Here is a 16,368-nt window from a genome sequence, read left to right on the forward strand (position 1 = left end):
ACCTCCCCGGGCCCGGCGGCCCGGGAGGTCCGGCCCGCTACGGGGCCTGGTGTCCCACGTAGTCGCGCAGGTGCACCGCGGTGAGCGAGTCGCCCTCCGCCACGAGCCGCGCCGGGGTGCCGGTGAACACCACCTGGCCGCCGTCGTGGCCGGCGCCCGGACCGAGGTCGATGATCCAGTCGGCGTGGGCCATCACGGCCTGGTGGTGCTCGATCACGATGACCGTGTTGCCGTCGTCCACCAGCCGGTCCAGCAGGGCCAGCAACTTGTCCACGTCGGCCAGGTGCAGGCCCGTGGTGGGCTCGTCCAGCACGTACGTGGTGCCGTTCCTGGCCATGTTGATGGCCAGCTTGAGCCGCTGGCGCTCGCCGCCCGACAGCGTGGTGAGCGGCTGGCCGAGCCCGACGTAGCCCAGGCCGACCGAGTGGAGGCGGTCGAGGATCGTCCTGGCCTGGCCGGTGGTGAAGAACTCGCGCGCCTCGGCCACCGGCATCTCCAGGACCTCGCTGATGTTCTTGCCGCGCAGCCGGTACGTCAGCACCTCCGGCGTGAACCGCCGGCCCTCGCACGCCTCGCACACCGACGCCACGTCGGCCATCATCGCCAGCTCGGTGTAGATCAGGCCGATGCCCTTGCAGGCCGGGCAGGCGCCTTCGGAGTTCGCGCTGAACAGGGCCGGCTTGACCCCGTTGGCCTTGGCGAACGCCGTGCGGATGGGGTCGAGCACGCCCGTGTACGTGGCCGGGTTGCTGCGCCTGGACCCGCGGATCGGCGACTGGTCGGCGACCACCACGCCCTCGCGGCCGGAGACGTACCCGTGGATGAGCGAGCTCTTGCCCGAGCCGGCCACGCCCGTGACGACGGTGAGCACCCCGAGCGGGATGTCCACGTCGACGCCCCGCAGGTTGTGCAGGGTCGCGCCGCGGACCTCCAGGTGCCCCTTGGCCGGGCGGACGCCGGTGCGCAGCGCGGCCCGGTGGCCGAGGTAGCGGCCGGTCAGGGTGCCGGAGTCGCGCAGCCCGCCGAGGTCGCCGGCGTAGCAGATGCGGCCGCCCCCGGTGCCCGCGCCGGGACCGAGGTCCACGACGTGGTCGGCGATCTCGATCACCTCGGGCTTGTGCTCGACCACGAGCACGGTGTTGCCCTTGTCGCGGAGCTGGAGCAGCAGGTTGTTCATCCGCTGGATGTCGTGCGGGTGCAGCCCGGCGGTCGGCTCGTCGAAGACGTAGGTGACGTCGGTCAGGCTGGAGGTCAGGTGCCGCACCATCTTCACGCGCTGGGCCTCGCCGCCCGACAGCGTGCCGGACTCGCGGTCGAGGCTGAGGTAGCCGAGGCCGATCTCGACCAGCGAGTCCAGCGTGTCGCGCAGCCCGAGCAGCACCGGGCCGACGCTCGGCTCGTCGATGCCCTTGACGAACTCGGCCAGGTCGTTGATCTGCATGGCCGAGCAGTCGGCGATGTTGCGGCCGCCGATGAGGGAGGACCTGGCGGCCTCGTTCAGGCGGGAGCCGCCGCAGGCGGTGCAGCCGGTCAGCTTGAGCGCCCGGTCGGCGAAGGCCCGCGCCTGCGGCTGCATCGACTCGCGGTCCTTGGCCAGGTACTGGCGCTTGACCTTGGTGACGAGCCCCTCGTAGGTGAAGTTGCTCGTGCCGTACTTGATCTTCGTGGCGGGCTTGTCGAGCAGGTCCGCCCACTGCTCGGGGGTGAAGTCGCGCAGCTTGGTGTCGGGGTCGTACAGGCCGGAGCCGACCATGATCTGCCAGTACCAGGTGTCCACCGCGAAACCGGGGACCTTGATCGCGCCCTCGTTCAGGGTCCTGTCCCGGTCGACCAGCTCGTCGACGTCGACGCCGGCGACCTTGCCGAGCCCCTCGCACTCGGGGCACATGCCCTCGGCGCGGTTGAAGCTGAACGCGAACGGCGGCCCGACCTGCGGAGAGCCGAGCCGGCTGAACAGGATCCGCAACATCGTGTACGTGTCGGTGGCGGTGCCCACGGTCGAGCGGGCGTTGGCGCCCATCCGCTCCTGGTCCACGATGATCGCCGCGCTCAGGTTCCGCAGCGAGTCGACGTCCGGACGGGCGAGGCTCGGCATGAAGTTCTGGACGAACGTGGTGTACGTCTCGTCGATCAGCCGCCGGGACTCCGCGGCGATCGTGTCGAAGACGAGCGAGGACTTCCCGGACCCGGACACGCCGGTGAACACGGTGAGGCGGCGCTTGGGCAGGTCGAGGTCGACGCCGGTGAGGTTGTTCTCGCGGGCGCCGCGTACCTGGATGATGTCGTGGCTGTCGGCGGCGGTGTGATCGGAGGAGCGGGCGCGTACGGCGTCGGTCTTGGCGCTGGTGGCCACGGAATCCCTTCTTGTCACATCAAATGGGGAGCAGGGTAGGCGATCGTACCGTACGCCATACGGTGGCCGTGGGCTCCTGGAAAACCGGCGATCAGCGGGACCGGGCGATCAACGACATGACGAGCGAGGCGGCCAGCGGCAGCAGCGTCAGGCCGGCCAGGAACAGCAGCCCGACCGGCCACAACCCCTGCCCGCCCGACCGCAGCTCGCCCACCACCCCGGCGGCGAAGTGCACGAAGAACGGCGCGGCGGCGACGGCCCCCCACAGCGGATGCGGGACGGCCCACGCGGCGAGCCCGGCCAGGACCGCCAGCGCGGCGAAGGCCGGAAGCAGCGCGGGCGAGTCGAGGACGTCCTTGGGCGCGTCCGGGGCGACCGCGGGCGCGGTCAGCACGCACACGGCGACGGCGGCGACGCCTCCGGCGATCAGGATCACTGCCCACAGCACGGCGGAACGCGGCATCTCACTCCTCACACTGGTCCTGAGGGCCAGCATGCCCGCAGCGGGCCCGGGGACACGAGCGCTCACCTACTCAACCCGCCTGAGGAGAACAGGCAAGCGTCCGGCTCGACCCGCCTGGGAGAACAGGCAAGCAGGCGGGGCGCCTGGCTCAGCCCGGCTGAGGGGAGCCGGCGAGTTCTTCGGCCTCCAGGCGGGCCGTGGCCGCCGCCGCGTGGTCGCCCGCCGCCGTGTACGCCTCGGCCAGGCTGCCCAGCGCCCCCGCCAGGAACTCCTGCCACCCCCGCGTGCGCCACAGCCGCACCGACTCCTCCAGATGCGCGACCGCCTCCTCCACCCGGCCCTCGGCCAGGTCCACCCCGCCCAGCACCCACAGCGCGTCGGCCCGGTGGTGGGCCAGCCGGTGGGAGCGGCTCAGCAGCTCGGCCGCCTCGGCGACCGCCCTGGCCCGCGGGTCGTGGTGCCCGGCGTACAGCTTGGCCAGCGCGACCAGGCCCATCGCCTCCAGCAGCGGGTCGCGGATCTGCCGGTAGATGGCCAGCGCCCGGACCATGTACTCCAGCCCGGCCTCGAACTCCTTGGCGTGGGCGTGGGCGAGCCCGAGGAACTGCAGGGTCGTGGCCTCGAAACGCGGGTTGCCGAGCTTGGTGGCCAGGTCGAGGCCGCGCAGCAGGTGGACGATGGCCATCTTGATGTCCCTGGTGCCGTAGGCCACGGCCATGCACACGTGCGCCCTGGCCTCGCCGCCCTGGTGGCCGCTGCGTTCGGCCAGTTCCAGCGCGAGGCGGCCCGAGCGCAGGCCCTGCGCCATGTCGCCCCTGGCGGCCTCGCCCCAGGCGCGCAGCACGTACGCGTCCGACAGGCCGCGCCGCTCGTCCAGGTCGGTGAACAGGGCGATGAGTTGTTCGGCGCCGTCGTACTGGGCGGCCATGGCCTCGCCGGTCTCGGTCCAGGTGGTGGCGTGCATGAGGCCGCGCCTGATCACCGCCTCGCCCAGCCGGTCGCCGGCGGCCAGGCACGCGGCCAGCACCCGCTCGTGCAGCGCCCGCCAGTCGTCGAACAGGCCGCTCACGTCGAAGTAGCGCTCGGCGCAGCAGGCGGTGTCCCAGGCGACCTCGGCCAGGCCGAGCGCGCACGCCTGCCGGATCGCCGCGACCAGCGCGGTGCGTTCGGTGTCGAACCAGGCCATCGGGTCCTGCCGGATCTCCCACGGCGTGCCGTCGGGCGAGCTCCAGCGCGCGGCCGAGCCGTGGATGATGGCCGAGGAGCTGCCCTGGACGCGTTCGGTCGCCTGCTCGGCCAGCGCGAGCCAGCCGCCGAAGGCCCGGCCGAGCGCCGCCGCGACCGCCTCGGGCCGGTCCTCCAGCTCGGCGCGCTCGCGGGCGTACAGGCGGACGAGGTCGTGGAAGCGGTAGCGCGGCTGCCCGGCCGGGTCGACGCCGCTGATCAGCACGAGCTGGCTGTCCACCAGCGACTCCACCAGCTCCTCGCCCACCGGTACGGGCACGTCCAGCAGCGCGCCCGCCACCCATCCGGCGAAGTCGGGCACCTCCAGCGCGCCGAGCAGCCGGAAGGCCCGCCGCGCGGCCGGTTCCAGCCCCACGTAGCTGAGCGCCAGGCTGGCCCGGACCGCCAGGTCGCCGGTCGCGAACTGGTCGAGCCGCCGCCGCTCGTCCTTGAGCTGGCCGGCCAGCCGGGTCAGCGGCCAGTGCGGCCGGGCCACCAGCCGGGCCCCGGCCACCCGCACGGCCAGCGGGATCCCGTCGGAGAGCCGGACGATCTCCGCCGCCGCCTCGGGCTCGGCCTGCACGCGTCCGGCGCCGGCGATCCTGGCCAGCAGGCGTACGCCCTGCCGCAGGTGCAGCACCGACAGCTCGATCAGGGCCGCGCCGGACAGGCCGCTCAGCCTGGCCCTGCTGGTGATGACGACGGCGCAGCCGGACGTGCCGGGCAGCAGCGGGCGCACCTGCTGCTCGGAGGCGGCGTTGTCGAGCACGATCAGCATGCGGCGCTCGGCCAGGCTGCTGCGGAACAGCGCGGCCCGCTCGTCCACGGTCTCGGGCAGGGTGGAGCGCGGCACGCCGAGCGCGGTGAGGAAGGCGGCCAGCACCTGGCCGGGGTCGGCGGGGCTGGCCTCGGCGCCGTGCAGGTTCGTGTGCAGCTGGCCGTCGGGGTAGTGGCGGGCGATGCGGTGCGCGGCGTGCACGGCCAGCGTGGTCTTGCCGACGCCGCCCATGCCCGCGATCACGCACATGCGCACCTGGCCGGGGCCCTGCGGCGGTTCGTCGCCGAGGAGGGCGGCGAGCTGGGCGAGCTGTTCGTCGCGGCCGGTGAAGTCGGAGATGTCGGTCGGGAGCTGGGCGGGCGGCCGCGCGGCGGGCGTCGCGGCGCCGGCGGGGGCCGGGTCGAGGGTGCCGGTGAGGATGGCCTGGTGCAGGCGGTTGAGCTCGTCGCCGGGGTCGAGGCCCAGCTCGGCGGCGAACACCCGGCGGGCCTCGCGGTAGGTGGCCAGCGCCTCGGCCTGCCGTCCTGACCTGGCCAGGGCGAGCATGAGCTGGCGGCGCGGGCGTTCGCGCAGGGGGTGCTCGGCGACCAGCTCGGTCAGCTCCGCGATGAGCACGGCGTGCAGGCCGCGGGCCAGGTCCGCCTCGATCCGCTGCTCCAGCGCCGCCAGGCGCTCCTCCTCCAGGCGGCGGGCGTGGTCGCGGAGCCCGGCGGTGAGGTTCAGCCCCGCGTACGCGGGGCCGCGCCACAGCTCCAACGCCTGGCGCAGCAGCGCGGCGGCCCGTTCGTGGTCGCCGCCGGTCAGCGCGGCGCCGCCCCGGCCGGCCAGGGTCTCGAAGCGTTCGGCGTCCAGCTCGCCCGGGTGCACGGCCAGGACGAAGCCGGCGTCGGTGCGGGTGATGCGGTCCTGGCCGAGCGTGCGGCGGAGCTGGTGGACGTACAGGCGGAGGTTGTCGGCGGCGGTGCGTGGCGGGCGCTGCTGCCACAGGGCCTCGACGAGGGTGGCGGGGGAGACCGGGCGGCCGGCCCGGCACAGGAGCTCGGCCAGCAGGGTGCGCTGCTTGCCGACGCCGAGCGGCAGCGGCCCTTGGTCTCCCGAGACGTGAAGCGGCCCAAGTACGGCGAACTCCATCGCGCTCCCGGCAAGGACGTTGGTGCACAAGGAAGATCAAAGCTGCTTCAATGTGCATCAACGTCCGACTCCCGTCAACCCTGTGCCGACCGGGAGAAAAGGGCACCGGCGGGAGCCTTTCGTGGTAGCTCCCGCCGGTGGCTCATCCTAGGTCACGGGTGGCCGAAGGCGACCACCGAAAGGAAGTACGCGTACGCGATGCTGCGACATGTCCCCTTGAAGAAGTAGTGGGAGCAGACGCCCCAGTACAGGACGTAGTAGAAGATGTAATCCACCTGGTACTTGCTATGGACGTACCCCATGTTGCGCAGGGCGTACCCGTAGTCGTGCATCATGCACGCCTGGCGGAAGTCGTAGCCGAGCGGCTTGTCGGGGGACTTGGTGCAGTAGTCGTAGTACACGCCGCGCACCCACCAGCCGGCCGGCGTCTTCTTCCACTGCACGTAACGCCAGCTCCCGTGGTAGTAGGCGTAGCTGACGCCGCAGTGGTTGAAGGCGAAGTGCCAGAAGTTGGTGCACCAGTACCACTTCTTGCCGTCCAGGTCGGCGTTGGAGGTCGGCGACTGGTTGGCGTAGTCGTAGGCGTTGGCGCTGCCGCCCTCCACCGGGTCGGTCTGCAGGAACCGTCCCAGCTTGGGCTGGTAGAGCCGGACGCCCATGAGGATCGTGCCGTCGGGGGTGTCGGCGGCCCGCTCGGCCGCGCCGTGCCAGCCGTACCGCATCGCCGGCTGGCCGGCGCGCGGGTTGCCGAACTCGTCGAAGTCCAGCGCCAGCGGCACGCCGCCGGCGTAGACCACGTTGATGTCGTCGTGCAGGTTCGTCAGTTGCAGCCGCACGTCCCCGGTCGCCGAGGTGACCGCGGCCAGGCCGCCGGAGATGGAGTGCACGTTCCTGGTGACGGCGCCGCCCTCCACGACCCAGGCGGGCGTGTCGTCGTCGGCGTCGAAGTGCTCGACCCGCTTGCCGGCCGGGCTCCACGTGCCGCCGGACAGCTGCTCCAGCGTGGTGGTGTTGCGGCGCAGCTCCGGGTCCAGCGTGTACGACTGCCGCACCGAGCCGGACGTCATCTGCCTGACCAGGTCGGTGGTGTAGTACTCCGCCTTCAGCCCGGCCGGCGTGGCCGTCGTGCGGCCGTAGGCGTCGTACTCGTAGCCGGCGTCGGCCAGCCGGTCGCCGCCGTCGTAGGCGTGGTTCTCGGTGACCGCCCCCGAGCCGTCGCAGGCGCTCGTGGTCAGCCCGGTCCTGTTGGAGTTGGCGTCGTAGCCGTAGGCCCGGCGCGAGCAGGTGCCGCTGACGGTGTCGTCCACCGAGGCGATCCTGCCCAGCTTGTCGTAGCCGATCTTCTGCGCGGACAGCCCGTTGTGCGTGACCTGCTGGCCGTGGATCGACCAGGTCACCGAGTCGTCCAGCAGCCGCACCCCGGCCGCGGTCTGGTAGACGCGGGCGGAGGGCGCGCCCGACGGGTCGCGGGTGAGGTCGTAGGAGATGCCTCCCGGCAGGTTCTCGTGGCTGATCGAGCCGTCGACGGTGTACGTGGCGGTGAACGTCCCGGCCACCGAGTCGGTCATGGTGGCCAGCGCGCCGCGCACGTCGTCGTAGGCGTAGGTGACCGTCGAGGGGGCGCCGTCGGTCTTCTTGGTGATGCGGTCGAGGGCGTCGTACTCGACCCTGGTCACGCCGCCGTCGGCGTCGGTGTAGGCCGTCTGGCGGCCCAGCGCGTCGTACTCGCGGATGATCACGGTCCCGTTGGAGGCCGTGGTCCTGACGGCCCGTCCGGCCGCGTCGTAGGTGGTGCTCACCTCCGGCACCGCCGTGCCGGCCCCGCCGCTCACGACGGTCTTGACGATGTCGCCCGCCGGGTTGTACGTGGTCGTCGTGGTCCTGGTCACCCCGTTGGCCGTCTCGGTCACCGACGACACGCGGCCGCCGGGCTCGTAGGCGTACACCTTGGTGACCAGCTCGGCCGGACGGGTGCCGTTGTCGCCGACGCCCGTCTTCGACTTCGTCCGGCACAGCTGCCCGGCCCACTCGGCCCTGCCGCCGCACGCGCCGGTGCCGTCGGAGGTGTAGTACTCGCTGGTCGTGGTGCCCGCGTCGTCGCCGGACGACTTCGGCATCGTGGTGGCGACCACTCGGCCGTCGGAGTCGTACACGGTCGTCTTGGTGATCGCCAGACCGCCGGGGTCCTCCACGGTCTTGACGCTCTTACCGGTGTTCCAGTCGTAGTACGTCCGGTTCGTCCGCACGTCGGCGTCGGAGGCCGCGCCGGGCACGTAGGCGCCCACCGCGACCGTCGTGGCCAGGTTCGACACCTTGGCGTCGGCCGGCCGGCCCTCGTCGAAGGTGTTGACCGTGTGCTTCCTGGCCGCGGCCTGCGTGCCGTTCAGCGTGACCAGGTGCAGCGGGCCCAGCTCGGAGACCATCCGCTGCCCGTCGGAGCTGTAGGCGGACTCCTCGGCCAGCAGCCGCGCCCGGTCGGCGGTCGAGGCGTTGAGCAGCCCGAGCCGGGTCAGCTCGGTCCCGGCGTTCGGCGACTGCCCGAGGGCGAGCGCCCTGTTGCCCGCCGACAGCGACAGCACCGTGTTGCCCTGCGCGTCGTACTGGCTGGTCGAGACGGCGCCGCCGGGCTCCACCCGGTTGACCGTCTGGCCGGAGGCGTTCAGGTAGGTGATCGTGGCGCGGCCGTAGTCGGAGGCGGCCAGCCCGCCCCGCCCGGTGTGGTTGGCCGGCACCTGGTCGGCCGGGAAGATCGCGGTCGCGTCCACCGGGGAGTCGCTCTGCCCCCAGGCGGCCGTGGCCGTCTCGCCCAGCCCGTACGGCGCCCCGGCCCCGCTGATCGGCACGTCGTAGACCACCGACGTGACCGCGGTGCCGTTCGTCTCGCTCGGCGTGCCGGGCCGCAGCGTCGGCCGGGAGACGGCCAGCAGCATGCCGTCCGCGGCGGTGTCGGCGTTGCCCGCCTTGCCGTAGGTGAACGTCCACGGCAGCTCGCCCGGCGGGGTGTAGCGGTTCACCCGGCCGCCGAGGTCGTAGTCGTAGCGCGTCCTGATCTCGGGGGTGGCCGGGTTCCACTGCTCGCGCAGGCGGCCCAGGTCGTCGTAGCGGTACTCCGACAGGCCCATCGGCGCGCTCGCGCCGCCCTCCCACAGGCTGATCGCCTTGACCTGCCCGGCCACGTCGCCGAGCTGCGCGCCCGCGGTCGTGGTCGTGGCGTAGTCCAGCTTGATCAGCCGGCAGCCCTGGGGCAGGCTCGCCAGCGTGTCCACGTCGCAGTCGGCCTGCGTGTACGACGGCGCGATGATCTTGACCGGCCGGGCCAGCGCCTTGCCGTCGGAGCCGGTCACCGACTGCCACACGAACGCCGTGCTGCCCTTGCCGCTGGCCGGGTAGACCGCCCGCACCAGATAGATCGGCGCCGCGGCGTCCACCTTGGCGAACACCGTGCGCTCGGCCGAGTTCGTGTCCGACAGGGTGTAGCGGTCGGCCGCGGCGTCGAAGGTCAGCTTCAGGCTCGCCGCGTCCTGCTGCGGCTCGTACGAGCCGTCGGCGTTCTTGGTGAAGGCCAGCGCCGAGCCCTCGCCGCTCAGCTCCACCGAGGTGGAGGAGGTGGCCCGGAGCTGGGCGAACGTGCCCTGACCCGATTGGGCGAGCCCGGTCGGCGTCCACTCGGTGCCGAAGACGGCCGCCACGCCCGGCAGCGCCGAGCCCTTGCGCGGGTCACGCGAGGAGAACGAGCGCATCAGGCCGATGCCGTACACGTTGGCGTCGGTCGCGGCCATCCTGAAGTCGCCGGTGAGCGTGTTGACCGAGCCCGGGCCGACCGGCTGGGTGGAGGCGCCCTCGCCGTCCCGGTCCACGACCAGGTCCACCGGCTGGGAGGCGGCCGTGCCCGAGGAGGTGGTGAACTCGGCCCTGATCTCGATCGAGCCGTCCTCGGTCAGCGTGTGCGTGGTGTCCCAGACCAGCTCGGGCGAGGCGCCCGCGCTCATCGCCACCGGCCAGGCGACCGCCGACCCGTCGGACTTCCTGCGCACGTCGGCCGCCGGCACCTGGTGCCAGGAGTCGGCCTCGCCGCGCCGGTAGGAGAAGGTGACCGCGCTCAGCCCCGCGCTGCCCGTCGCCGCCAGGACCGTCCGGCGGGCGGTGGACTGCCCGTCCTTGGGCGAGGTGACCGCCGAGCCGCCCGCGTTGAACGCGTACGTCGTCGCCTCCGACAGGTTGCCCGCCTTGTCCTTGACCCACGCCTTGAGGGTGTGCGGGCCGTCGGCGGGCGGCGTCCAGCTCACGGTGTGCGGGGAGCCGGTGCTCGCCGCCGACTGCTGGGTGCCGCCGTCGAAGGACCACGACACCGAGGACACGTCGGCCGAGGCCGGCGTGATGGTGAACTGGCCGGCCTGACCGGCGCCCTTGGCCCACGCGTCCTCGGGGTAGTCGCCGGAGGACACCTCGGGGGCGGGCGGCGGGGCGGCGTCCACCGTGAACGCGAACCAGGCCGACCAGGGGCCGTAGTCGGTGCCGTCATGGGAGCGCACCCGCCAGGCGTAGGACGTGCTCGCCAGGGCCGTGCCGACCTTCCAGGACGCGGTGGCGCCGTTCGCGACGTTCGCGGCCGAGCCGCCGGTCACCTTGGTCGCGTGGTCGGCCGTCCAGACCTCGAAGTCGGCCCGCTGCGCCTGCCCGTCGGCGTCGCTCACCTTGGCCGACAGCGTCGGCTGCGCCGCGCCCACCATGGCCGGGCTGGCGCACACCGAGCAGGGCGCGACGGCCAGGGCCGACGGTGTGCCCGGCAGCGAGTTGTAGGTGATGGCGATGTTCGGGTTGTTGGCGAAGCGCTTCCAGTAGTAGTTGTCGGTCTCGCTCCCGGCCTTGACCATGAACGTGACCGACGTGCCGTTCGCGCTCACCACGCTCTGCACGGCGCTGGTGACGTCCCAGCCGACCCAGGCCGCCGGGCAGGTCGACGCGCCGCCCTGACCGGCCGACGACCAGCCGTAGGCGACGTTCTTGGCGCCGACGTTCAGGTTCGAGGCGGGCTGGTTGTTCCACGTGGTGCCCGAGCCGACGGCGGCGGTCCTGTGCAGCTCGACGTTCCGCGCCGAGCAGGACCAGGCCCACGTCTCCTTGATGTTGAAGGTGGCCGCCGTGATGTGCTTGCCGGCCAGGCCCGACAGGCCCATGTTGAAGAACGACCGCCGCTTGTAGCCGCCGCCGTTGCTGGTGCCGGCCGTCGCGTCGTTCGTCGAGTTCCAGTACGCGCTGGTGGGATAGGCCGAGTCCACGTACGTCCAGCCGGACTTGGCCGAGGTGAAGCTCGGGTCGATCGTCACCGGGAAGACCGTGGCGGAGTCGGCCAGCAGGGCGGCGTCGGGGGTGACGCGCAGCTCGCGGCCCGTCAGCCGCACGCCCATCCTGGCCCGCCGGCCCGGCTGGGCGGCCAGCGCCGGGGTGGCCGGGTTGCGGGTCATGGCCGACTCGGTGGCGGCGTCCCACATCTCCGGGGCCGCCGAGCCGAACACCGGCTCGCCCTCGGCGTCGAGGATCGAGACGTTGCCGTGCTTGTCGGTCCTGGCCTCGCCCTTCTTCACCGACGTGGCGAACGTCAGCTCCTTCAGCGCCGGGTTCGCCGCCGCCTGCCGGGTCTTGACGACGAGCTTCTCGGCGAAGCCGTCCACGTCCGCGGTCAGCACCAGGTCCACGCCCGGCAGCACCTCGGGGTAGGTGGCGGTGGCGCCGTCCAGCACCGGCTTGGGCAGGGCGCCGAGCGGCGCGCCGAGGCTGAGCCGGGTGCCCCGCTCGGTGGCGGTCACCAGCGGGCCGTCGCCGCCGCCGGAGAAGCGGTAGGAGACCGCGGCGGCCTTCGGCGCCACCGTGCCGTCCTGGTCCAGGGCGAGCGTCGGGTCGGCGGGCACCCACGCCTCGCCCCGCCTGACCCGGACCGGGCGGTAGCGGTGCTCCTGGGTGACCGTGCCGGCCGGGTTGACGAAGAACTCGTCGGTCTCGGTGGTCAGCGAGACCGCCTTGATCCGCTTGCCGCAGACCGTGGCGGCCAGCCGGGCGGAGATCTCGGTGGGCATCTCGTCCGGGCAGACCGCGGTCGCCGCGGCCTTGGCGGGCGCGGGCGGGGCGGCCCGCGCGGGGAGCGGCGCGAGGGCCGTGGACGTCAGCAACAGGACGAGGATCGGCGGCAAGGGAGTCAGCCGCCTGCGTTTCTTCAACACCGTCCAACCTCCGCGGGGGGTGTAAGGCTGTTCGGTGCTCAGCGTGATCAGCGGCTGTATAGGCGGCGTATAGATCCCGTAGACGGCCGAAAACCCGTTGCGGCGCGGCGCGGGCGGCTGTTGTACTTCCCGGCGGCACCAGTAACCGGCCGGAGGAGCGGCACGATGAGAGCAGCGTTCATGACCTTTCAGCACAGGAATCCCACCTATTCAGAGGGCATGACGCTTCTTGACATCTCCGCGTACCGAGACGTTTCCGCATGTAGATAGACCCGCCCGGCAGGCGCTGCGCCACCTGCTCCCCGGCCCGCGCGCCGCGCTCGCGCTGGCCGCCGCCACCGCCGCGGCCACGGCGCTGCCGCTGGCCGCGCCCCAGATCACCCGCCGCTTCGTCGACGACGCCGCAGGCGGCGCCGGGCTGCGCCACCTGATCCTGATCGCGCTCGGCTACCTCGCCCTGGCCGCCGCCGGTCAGGCCGCCCGCATGGCCGCCGCGTGGCTCGCCGGCCGCCTGGCCTGGGACGGCACCAACCACCTGCGCGAACACCTGGCCGGGCACGTGCTCGGCCTCGACCTGGCCTTCCACGCCCGCCACTCGCCCGGCGAGCTGATCGAACGCGTGGACGGCGACGTGGCGGCCGTGGCCGACTTCGTCGTCGCCTTCGTGCTCGACGTCGTGGCCGGGCTGCTGCTGCTGGCCGGCGTGCTCGCCGTCGTGTTCACCGTCGACTGGCGGCTGGGCGCGGCGCTGCTGGCGTACTGCCTGGCGGCCGGGCTCGGGATGGCCGTCGCGCAGCGGCTCGCCGTGCCGTCGGCGACCCGGTCGCGGGAGGCGAGCGCCGCGCTCTACGGCCACCTCGAAGAGCGGCTGGCCGGGGCCGAGGACCTGCGGGCCAACGGCGCGGGCCGGCACGCGCTCGGCCGCTTCCACCAGGTGGCCGGGGCCTGGTTCCGCGCCGAGTGGCACGGCTCCCGCATCGCGGGCGGCCTGCTCGCGGCCACGAACGTGGCGTTCGCGGCCGGGACCGCGCTGATGCTGGCCCTGGCCGCCTGGCTGCTGGACGCGGGCGCGCTCACGGTCGGGGCCGCCGTGCTGCTCTTCCAGTACACGATGATGATCCGCACGCCGTTCGAGCGGCTCATCGACCAGCTCAGGCAGTTCCAGGGGGCGCTGGCCGGGTTCGCCCGCATCGGCGCCCTGCTGGCCGAGCGGCCCGCGCTGCCCGCGCCCGCCGCGCCCCGGACGCTGCCCGCCTCCGGCGCGCTCGCCCTGCGGCTGGACGACGTGAGCTTCGCCTATCCCGACGACGGCGAGACCACGCTGTCGGGCATCACCCTCACCCTGGCCCCCGGCGAACGCCTGGGCCTGGTGGGACGCACCGGCAGCGGCAAGACCACCCTCGCCAAGCTGCTGCTGCGCCTGTACGACCCGACCGGCGGCACGGTCGCGCTCGGCGGTCTGGACCTGCGTGAGGCAGACCCGGAGTCGCTGCGCCGCCGGGTCGGCGTGGTCACCCAGGACGTCCGGCTGTTCGCCGGCAGCGTCCGCGACAACCTCACCCTGTTCGGCGCGCTCTCCGGTGACGACGACGACCGCCTGCGGGACGTGCTGGCCGGGGTGGGGCTGGGCGGCTGGCTGGCGGCCCTGCCCGGCGGGCTCGACAGCGAACCCGGCGGCCTGTCCGCCGGCGAGGCGCAGCTGCTCGCCTTCGCGCGGGCGTTCCTGGCCGACCCCGGTCTGGTCATTCTCGACGAGGCGTCCAGCAGGCTCGACCCGGCCACCGAACGGCACGTCGAGGACGGCGTACGGCGGCTGCTGGACGGGCGGACCGGCGTGCTCATCGCCCACCGGCTCTCCTCCCTGGCCCACGTGGACAAGGTCGCCGTGCTGGACGGCGGCAAGCTCGTCGAGTACGGCCGCCGCGCCGACCTGGCCGCCGACCCGCACAGCAGGTTCGGCAGGCTCCTGGACGCCGCGGGGGTGAGCCGATGAGCCCGCGCCGGGCCCTGGGCGTGACGGGCCGCCTGATCGGCTTCGACCCGCGCCTGTACGTGCTGCAGATCCTGCTGTGGCTGCCGGTCCACGTGCTCCCGCTCGGCGGCGGGCTGGTGCTGCGGCAGCTCTTCGACCAGGTCAGCGGGCACAGCCCGGCGACGTTGCGACAGTCGTTGTGGCTGTGCGCGGCGTTCGCGGGCGTCGAGTTGCTGCGCGGCGTCGTCCTGACGTTCGCCTGGGCCTACGGCTCCTACTGGTGGGACGCGGCGGCCACCCTGCTGCGCGCCAACGTGCTGGGCTCGGTGCTGACGGCGCGCGGCCCGGTCGCCGCCCGCCTGCCGAGCTCCCCGGGCGAGTCGCTGGCCCGGCTGCGCGACGACGTGGCCGAGCTGGTGGAGCTCGCCGACGAGTCGGTCCCCCTGGCCGGAGGCGTGCTGTTCGGCGGGGCGGCGCTGGCCGTCATGGTCTCGATCGACCCCGTCGTCACCGTGACGCTGGTCGTGCCGATGCTCGCGATCGGCCTACTGAGCAGGCTCATGGGACGGGTGGTCGGGCGGCGGCACCAGCGGGCCAGGGAGCTGGGCGCGGGCGTGACGGCCTTCGTCGGCGAGCTGTTCGGCGGCGTGCTCGCGATCAAGACGGCCGGGGCCGGGCGGGCGGCGCTGGACCGGCTGCGTACGCTCAACGCCCGCCGCCGCGACGCCGCCGTACGCAGCCGCCTGGCCACCGACCTGATGGAGGCCGCCACGGGCACCACGGTCGAGCTGGGCGTCGGCGTCGTGCTGCTGCTGGCCGCCGGGGCGATGCGGCGGGGCGAGTTCACCGTGGGCGACCTGGCGCTGTTCACCAGCTACGTCGGCTGGCTGACGGCGCTGCCGCGCACGATCGGCTCCGTCCTGTACCGGCTGCCCAGGGCGGAGGTCTCGGCCGAACGGCTGACGGCGCTGCTCGCCCCGCACCAGGACGCCGCCGACCTGACCCGCGACCGCACCCTCCACCTCCGCCACACCCCATCGCCCCCTCCTGCGGAGACGCCCCCGGTCGGCGAGGTGCTGGAGGTGCTGGAGGCGCGGGGGCTGACCGTGCGGCACCCCGGCGGGCGCGGCGTGCACGGCGTGGACCTGACGCTGCCGCGCGGCACGTTCACCGTCGTCACCGGGGCCGTCGGCGCGGGCAAGACCACACTCGTGCGCGCCCTGCTCGGCCTGCTGCCCCTCGACGCCGGGACGATCACCTGGAACGGCCGCCCGGTGCCCGACCCCGGCTCGTTCCTGGTGCCGGGACGGGCGGCGTACGCGAGCCAGATCCCGCGCCTGTTCTCGGAGACCCTGCGCGAGAACCTGCTCCTCGGCCTGCCGGCGGGCGACGACGACCTGGGCCGTGCCCTGGAGCTGGCCGCCTTCGAGGAGGACCTGGCCGCCATGCCGGACGGCCTGGAGACCGTCGTCGGCCCCCGGGGCGTGCGCCTGTCCGGCGGCCAGGCACAGCGGGCCACCGCCGCCCGCGCCCTGGTCCGCGCCCCCGAGCTGCTCGTCGTGGACGACGTGTCGTCCGCCCTGGATGTCGGGACCGAGAACCTGCTGTGGGAGCGCGTCGCCCGGCACGGCCCCGCCACCCTGCTCGTGGTCTCCACCCGCCGGGCCGCGCTCGAACGCGCCGACCAGGTGGTCGTCCTCGACCGGGGCCGCGTCGCCGGTCACGGGACGCTGCCGGAGCTGCTGCGCACCTGCCCCGAGATGCGCAGACTATGGAACGGGGAAACGATCGAGGAACGAGGGACCACATGAGGATCGACCGCTTGGACCACCTGGTGCTGACCGTCGCCGACGTCGAGGCCGCGGTGCGCTTCTACACCACGGTGCTGGGGATGGAGGCGGTGACGTTCGGAGAAGGGCGGCGGGCGTTGGCGTTCGGGCAGAGCAAGATCAACCTGCATGAGGCCGGCCACGAGTTCGAGCCGAAGGCAGCCCGGCCCGCGCCGGGCAGCGCCGACCTGTGCCTGATCACCGCCGACCCCATCGAGACGGTCATGGACGAGCTGGCCGCCCATGGCGTCGGCATCGAGGAGGGCCCGGTGGAGCGCACGGGCGCCCTCGGTCCCATCCGGAGCGTCTACCTGCGCGACCCCGACGGGAACCTGGTCGAGCTCAGCAACTATCTCTGACCGGGCATCATGGATGGTGTGCAAGAAACTGCGACAGCACC

At 73.3% G+C, this 16,368-nt stretch carries 7 protein-coding genes; 3 read left to right on the top strand and 4 right to left on the bottom strand.

Annotated features, from left to right (window positions below; all coding sequences use genetic code 11):
• Positions 1-37: 37 nt before the first annotated feature.
• The 4 genes from ABZ815_RS36610 to ABZ815_RS36625 form a co-directional block, all read right to left on the bottom strand.
• Positions 38-2,353, bottom strand: coding sequence for an excinuclease ABC subunit UvrA (locus tag ABZ815_RS36610; RefSeq protein ID WP_357705793.1), 2,316 nt, complete (start codon positions 2,351-2,353; stop codon positions 38-40).
• Positions 2,354-2,444: 91 nt separating this feature from the next.
• Positions 2,445-2,816: a hypothetical protein gene (locus ABZ815_RS36615; RefSeq protein WP_357705794.1), complete on the bottom strand. Its 372-nt coding sequence runs from the start codon at positions 2,814-2,816 to the stop codon at positions 2,445-2,447.
• 148 nt (positions 2,817-2,964) lie between these two features.
• Positions 2,965-5,949 (bottom strand): BTAD domain-containing putative transcriptional regulator, encoded by a 2,985-nt coding sequence (locus ABZ815_RS36620; RefSeq protein ID WP_357705795.1) that lies wholly within the window; start codon positions 5,947-5,949, stop codon positions 2,965-2,967.
• Positions 5,950-6,101: 152 nt separating this feature from the next.
• Positions 6,102-12,167 (bottom strand): phospholipase A2, encoded by a 6,066-nt coding sequence (locus ABZ815_RS36625; RefSeq protein WP_357705796.1) that lies wholly within the window; start codon positions 12,165-12,167, stop codon positions 6,102-6,104.
• Between the two features lie 229 nt (positions 12,168-12,396).
• On the opposite strand from ABZ815_RS36625, the gene ABZ815_RS36630 reads away from it, so the two are divergent.
• Genes ABZ815_RS36630 through ABZ815_RS36640 form a run of 3 tightly spaced genes read left to right on the top strand, consistent with a single transcriptional unit; the run spans position 12,397 to position 16,327 of the window.
• Entirely contained in the window at positions 12,397-14,160 is a 1,764-nt protein-coding gene (locus ABZ815_RS36630) for an ABC transporter ATP-binding protein (RefSeq protein ID WP_357705797.1), read from the top strand.
• Positions 14,157-15,950, top strand: a complete 1,794-nt coding sequence (locus ABZ815_RS36635; RefSeq protein ID WP_357705799.1) for an ABC transporter ATP-binding protein — start codon at positions 14,157-14,159, stop codon at positions 15,948-15,950. Before ABZ815_RS36630 ends, ABZ815_RS36635 begins: the two co-directional genes overlap by 4 nt.
• On the top strand, positions 15,947-16,327 hold the full coding sequence (locus ABZ815_RS36640) for a VOC family protein (protein WP_357705800.1): 381 nt from the start codon (positions 15,947-15,949) through the stop codon (positions 16,325-16,327). The genes ABZ815_RS36635 and ABZ815_RS36640 overlap by 4 nt, the downstream gene beginning before the upstream one ends.
• Positions 16,328-16,368 lie beyond the last annotated feature (41 nt).

Origin of the sequence: Nonomuraea sp. NPDC047529, assembly GCF_040642995.1 — a bacterium.
GTDB lineage: Bacteria > Actinomycetota > Actinomycetes > Streptosporangiales > Streptosporangiaceae > Nonomuraea.